This window comes from Mesorhizobium sp. 43Arga, assembly GCF_053714255.1.
Genome location: NZ_JBSKBO010000004.1, coordinates 523,477 through 529,557 on the forward strand (window position 1 = coordinate 523,477; position 6,081 = coordinate 529,557).

Genomic DNA, 6,081 nt, shown 5'->3' on the forward strand with positions numbered 1-6,081 from the left:
AGGCTTTTGCTTAGTTTCAGGGTTGTTCCGTTGGACGCCGTTCTCCACTCGGGCACTGCCGATCACGATGACCCTTTCCCGAGGGAGTGATCATCGACGCCCTGGTCCTGTGCTATCAGAGCGATGCAGCCTACCAGGCGCGCTCGAACACTCCGTCCACGATGCCTTCGTGAATGCGCGGGGGAGGGCCTTGGGCTGCACAAGGCCGAGCGCATCCCGGACGGTTCAGGCGAATTCACGCCCGATATGGGCACTTCAGGTCGCCAATTCCAACAGAGAAACAGGAAAGTGGTTTGATTCGTCACGATGTATTTACACGGCCAGCACTCTATCAAAGGCCGCATCTTTTACTTAAACAATGGAGCAACGTGGATCATGCTATTGCAGGGTGACAGGAGACTAGAGGCTTATCGGCGCATGCTTCGTATCCGCCGCTTCGAGGAAGAGAGTATGCGCCAGTTCAAAGGTGGCAAGATCCCCGGATTCCTCCACACGAGTGTGGGTCAAGAAGCAGCGATCGTAGGGGCATGTCTCGCTATTGGGGATAATGACACCATGACCGGAACGCATCGTTCGCATGGCCATCCGATTGGGAAGGGTGCCCATCTGAACGCGCTAATGGCCGAACTGATGGGAAAGGAGGGCGGCATTTGCAAGGGACGCGGCGGGTCGATGCACTTTGCGGACAAATCGGTCGGGATTATGACCGAATCGGCGATCGTCGGAGGAGGCATTCCCCTTGCCACGGGGTGTGCCTTCAGCGCCAAGGTGCGGGGCGTCGATCAGGTCACGCTATGCTTTTTCGGCGATGGAGCGGTGAACCAGGGCACCTTCCACGAGAGTCTCAACATGGCGTCCCTATGGAAACTTGCAGTCATTTATCTTTGTGAGAACAACCTCTATGCATTCACCACCTCGTTGGCGCAAAGCCACGGGCAGACGGACATCGCGCTGCGAGCGCCGGGCTACGGAATGCCAGGGGTAACGGTTGACGGGCAGGACGTGAGCGCCGTCTATGAAGCCGTGGCGCAGGCCGTTAACCGAGCGCGCGTAGGTGAGGGGCCCACACTTATAGTAGCCGAAACCTATAGATTCGATGACCACAGTTTCCGCTCGAGTAGTCGGGTACTTGGATATCGATCGGCCGAAGAAGTCGAGAAGCACAAACGTGACCGTGACCCGATTTCGCTATATCGAAATGTGCTCTTAGAAGAAGGTGGAAATGAAGAGAATCTGAGAGCAATAGAGGACGAAGTCACCGACGCCGTCAAACAGGCTTTACAATTCGCTTTGGCCAGCCCGATGCCTAGGCCTGAAACCTTACCCGATTACATGTTCAAATCATCTCTTGCAGGCCAGTACAGCTTCGCGGCTGAGCTGGAGAGGTCTTAATCGAATGCAAACTGACGTACAGAAATTTGCCGCTACGCCCGGCACCCATATTGAGATGACCTATTTTGACGCGCTCATGCAAGCGCAGGTAGAGGAAATGGCGCGTGATGAGCGAGTTGTTCTGGTGGGAGAGGACGTCGCAGTCTACGGCGGCGTTAAGCTCCTTGAGCAATTCGGCAGGAATCGGATCTGGAACACCCCAATCTCAGAAGGCAGTTTTACGGGGATGGGGATCGGGGCCGCCATCAATGGATTGCGTCCGATCGTGGACCTAACAGTGGGCAGTTTCCTCTATCTCGCTTCGGATCAGATAATCAACCAGGCCTCGAAGCTGCGGTTTATGACTGGAGGTCAAATCGACATTCCTATCGTGGTTCGTTGCTGTATGTACCCGGTCGGGTCCAATGCAGCGCAGCATGCCGACCGGCCATATCCGTTTTTCATGAATGTGCCGGGCCTCAAGATCGTCAGCCCGACTGGTGCAGCCGACATCAAGGGTCTTATGAAGTCGGCCATTCGCGACGATGATCCCGTACTTATCTTCGAAGATAACCAACTGTGGACCGTCAAGGGCGATGTTCCCACAGATCCGGATCATTTAATCCCGATTGGCAAAGCGGATGTGAAGCGCGAGGGAAAAGACATAACCCTTATCGCCGTCGCCGGCGCCATTCGGTCGACGATGGAAGCTGTCGACGCGCTCGGTGAGGAAGGCATTTCGGTCGAGGTGATTGACCCACGTACCTTGAAGCCGCTTGATCATGAGGCATTTAAACGCTCGGTCGCAAAAACAGGCCGACTTTTAATTGTCGACAATGCCCACCGCGTTTGCAACGTTGGAAGCGAAATCGCCGCTGTGATGGCGGAAGAGGCGTTCTATCTATTGAAGCGGCCTATCGTGCGCCTAAGCGCGCCCGATATTCACGTCCCATTTAGTCCGGCTCTTGAAAGGGACTTCTACCCTACCAAGAAGCGAATTATGCAAGCTAGTCGGCAACTTCTCTGAAATCCTAAGCCGTCTCTGCGTCCAGCGTATTCCCGCCGGCGTCGGTTGACCCCAACTATCGGAGAGGCCCAGTCGACGCGATGGCTCTGGCTGCCCTAGTTATCAATGAGCGCGCTACGGCCATACACCAGGTGGCAAATGGGGTTGAACATCACTCGGTTTGGACCGCAAAGTGCCGATTGTTTGCGTCATCGGTCGAATTGCGCTGAGATTCTGCGTTTGCAGCCAATGTTCGCCTAAAGCGGCTCGTCGAATGAAATAATGTCAGCCGTGCACTACGGCTTCCGACTGTTGGCCATGAAGATGGAAGATGTTGATGTGATTGGAGGGGTTCATTTCGAAGGAGTTCGCCCACAATGAATGAGCGGTTCGCGCATGTGAGCGATTTGATCTCGTTCCCCGCGGAGATACGGCCCCTCCTCGGTTGCTTGCTCGCTGAAAGCCACGATTGCTAAGGCCACCGCAGCATCCTGGCAAGTCACGGTTGACAACGTGGATCAGCTGGACCGCTTAGGCTGAGGTGGACGCCCGAGAGGTGGTGCCAAGGTGTTCTTACATGAGCGCGCCGAACAGTCCGCCTAAGGTCATCACCGAGGCAATTCCGCAGCTGAGAAGATAACGAAAACTGTTGAAAGAATAACGACATGCCCAGCACTGAAGTGTTTAAAAGTTACATCGATGGAAGGTGGCAGGACTCTTCGTCCGGCGCACGGATCGAGGTAGACGATCCGTCAAATGGGGAAGTTATAGCCGTTGTAGCAGAGGCTGGACCCGAAGAGGTCCAACTCGCCGTTGCCGCCGCTCACCGAGTCTTTCGCGACCGCGTTCTGATCGACATGCATCCATATGATCGTGGACGCATGCTGTTTCGGATTGCTGACGCCCTTGACGCGCGAGTCAAGGAGATTGCGACCATCAACTGTGCCGAGACGGGTAAGGCATTAGATCTCGCCTATGGCGAAGTTCAAACAGCCATTAGATACCTGCGGTACTATGGAGGCTTGGCCGATAAGCTTGAAGGTCGTTCCATCCCACGCGGGGCCAACCTGGTGGACTACACGCTCCGGAGTCCGTTCGGCGTGTCCGCCCAAATCGTTCCGTGGAATGGTCCCCTGGAACTAACGGCTCGGTCGCTTGCCTGCGCGATCGCGACAGGAAATTCAGTGGTGGTGAAGTCGCCAGAGTTGGCCCCGTTGTCCGGAATTGAGATGGCACGCGCCTGCGAGACGGCTGGGGTGCCTGCCGGTGCCGTCAACGTTCTCACTGGTTATGGCCAAACGGTAGGCCAGGCGCTGATCGAGCATCCCGACGTTCGCCATATCGTCTTTACGGGCTCCGCAGCTACTGGGCGAACGGTCCTCAAGGCCGCCTCGGAGCGTATCGTGCCCTGCATCATGGAATTGGGCGGCAAGTCGGCTGCGGTTGTTTACTCGGATGCCGATCTCGACAGCGTTGTTGAGGCGGTTCGGATTGGGTCCTTTCTAAATGCCGGCCAGAACTGCAACAACCTTTCACGCCTGCTTGTGGAGCGTTCTATTGCAGGCGAGCTGCTTCATAGAGTCAAGGCTTGCGTCGACGGACTTTCCGTTGGGCCAGGACGCGACAATTGCCACATTACTCCCATGATCTCCCAAAAGCAGCGACAGGGAGTCGAGCGAGCCTGCCAGACCGCGATCTCTCAGGGCGCTAAAGTTGTGACCGGCGGAACTGCTCTTGCTGAGCGGAGTGGCTATTTCATGCCGGCGACAGTGTTTGCGGATGTCGAGCGACAGAGCAATCTTTTCAAAAAGGAAGTCTTCGGTCCTGTTATCGCCGTCACTACGTTCGATGATCCGGCGATGGCGATCGACCTCGCAAACGACACCGATCAGGGGTTGGCTGCTGGCGTTTTCACTCGCAATATTGACAGGGCACTTTGGACCGCCGATCGCCTGTGGGCTGGGCAAGTTTACGTGAATGGGTGGTATGTCGGCGGCGTAGAAACACCATTCGGTGGAGTAAAGCAGTCTGGGTATGGCAGGGAGAAGGGCCAAGAAGCGCTGGATGGTTATGTTCAGACAAGAAACGTGGGGATCACGATCTCTGCACCACGGGACCCCTTCGGGCAAAGCGGCGCAGTTTGACATTGCCTATGTAGGCCGGAGGCGCGGTCGCTTCGGGACATGCGTCGATCTGGTCGAGCCGCAGTGATCTCGGCGAAGGCGATAACGATAGGGGGCGCGGCGTCTGGCTGGCGTGCCGACGGAGCCGGCTGCCGGTGCCGAGGAGCCGAGGCTCGAGACCGCCAGAGGCTGGCGAAGTTCCACGCCCTCATCATGGCGATCTGACGCCGAGTAGCCCGACAGCCTGCTGCGCCACTCCGACCAGGGATCGCAATATACGAGCAAGCCGTTCCAGCGACTGATGGCCGACCACGGCATCACCTGCTCAATAAGCCGGTCGGGCAACGTTTGGGACAATGCTGCGATGGAGAGCTTCTTATCGTCGCTCAAGACCGAGCGGACAGCCCGCAAGTCTACAGGACGAGAAATGACGCGAGGGCGGACTACATCGAGCGCTTCTATAACCCTCGGCGAAGGCACTCGACGCTCGGCTATCTTAGCCCGTCGAGTTCGAGGAACAAGCTATGCTAGCTTTAAGCTCATGTCCGAAAAACCGGCAGCAGGCCATTGGGCTGCCCAGCCTTGTAGCGCCCGGCGTTGATGGTCTTGGTGAATGCGATTATGCCGGCTGCGCGCGGCTGTAGATAGATTCAGTCATGTCCTACAAGATAAGGAGCGGACCTTTTTTCGCCACAACGCCGCAATCGTGGCGAAATGGCCGGCGAGAACGCTGTGTCGTACGCCTCCGGCGAAGGACGCCTTGCGCGAGCGAGGCACGGTAGCGAGGCTGCGCTCTTAAGGTCGTCCTTACGAGCGTGGTTAGCAGCACAGCATGAGCCAGATGACGTTATTGACCGGGCCGGAGCGTCGTCGTCGTTGGAGTGAAGAGGACCAGTGCCGGATACTGGCTGCGGCATTGGCGCCCGGGTCCACGGTGGCGGCTGTAGCGCGCCAGTACGATGTCGCGACCAGCCTGATCTATAAATGGCGCCGCACGATGAGAGCCCGCGAGACGGGCTTTGCCGAAGTTGTCGTGGTTCCCGATGAGCCTGTCGCCGCGTCGGTGTCGGTGGCGCCGCCAGCGGTGATCGAGCTGGAGATCGCCGACAAGATGCGGCTACGGATTCCGCTGACCACGCCACCGACACTGGCGGCGGCGATGGTGAAGGCGCTGGGCGTTTGATGATCCCGGTTCCGAGCCAGGTGCGGATCTGGTTGGCGGTCGGCCGGACCGATATGCGTCGCGGGATGCAAGGCCTTGCTCTGCAGGTTCAGGAGACGTTAGGCCGGGATCCGCACGCCGGCGATCTTTATGTCTTCCGCGGTCGCGGAGGCAATCTGATCAAGATTATCTGGCATGATGGGCTCGGCATGTCGCTGTATGCAAAACGGCTCGAGAAGGGCCGGTTTCTATGGCCGTCGCCGGCGGATGGCACTGTTTCCATCTCACCGGCGCAACTCGCCTACATGCTCGATTATGCATGTTGATACCCCTCCTTGTGAGGCTGACAGATTCTGAGGTCGAGGTGATTGATGGTGTGGTTCCGCAGGCTTTTGACGGCATCAAGGACCGAGGAGGTG

5 protein-coding genes and 1 pseudogene are annotated in these 6,081 nt (G+C 57.5%); all 6 read left to right on the top strand.

From position 1 onward, the window contains the following. The first annotated feature begins 306 nt into the window (after positions 1-306). The gene (locus ACWGS8_RS18140) at positions 307-1,392 is read left to right on the top strand and encodes a thiamine pyrophosphate-dependent dehydrogenase E1 component subunit alpha (protein ID WP_454582194.1); all 1,086 of its coding nucleotides are present in this window, start codon (positions 307-309) and stop codon (positions 1,390-1,392) included. A gap of 4 nt (positions 1,393-1,396) precedes the next feature. Beyond that, positions 1,397-2,398 (top strand): alpha-ketoacid dehydrogenase subunit beta, encoded by a 1,002-nt coding sequence (locus ACWGS8_RS18145; RefSeq protein WP_454582195.1) that lies wholly within the window; start codon positions 1,397-1,399, stop codon positions 2,396-2,398. A gap of 644 nt (positions 2,399-3,042) precedes the next feature. Beyond that, complete coding sequence (locus ACWGS8_RS18150) at positions 3,043-4,521, top strand: aldehyde dehydrogenase family protein (RefSeq protein WP_454582196.1); 1,479 nt, start codon at positions 3,043-3,045, stop codon at positions 4,519-4,521. A gap of 214 nt (positions 4,522-4,735) precedes the next feature. Further along, positions 4,736-5,033, top strand: a pseudogene (locus tag ACWGS8_RS18155) (integrase core domain-containing protein); the annotation flags it as partial. Between the two features lie 299 nt (positions 5,034-5,332). Further along, on the top strand, positions 5,333-5,683 hold the full coding sequence (gene tnpA, locus ACWGS8_RS18160; protein ID WP_454582197.1) for an IS66-like element accessory protein TnpA: 351 nt from the start codon (positions 5,333-5,335) through the stop codon (positions 5,681-5,683). Continuing rightward, positions 5,683-5,988, top strand: coding sequence for an IS66 family insertion sequence element accessory protein TnpB (tnpB, locus tag ACWGS8_RS18165; RefSeq protein ID WP_454582198.1), 306 nt, complete (start codon positions 5,683-5,685; stop codon positions 5,986-5,988). Before tnpA ends, tnpB begins: the two co-directional genes overlap by 1 nt. Positions 5,989-6,081: the final 93 nt, after the last annotated feature.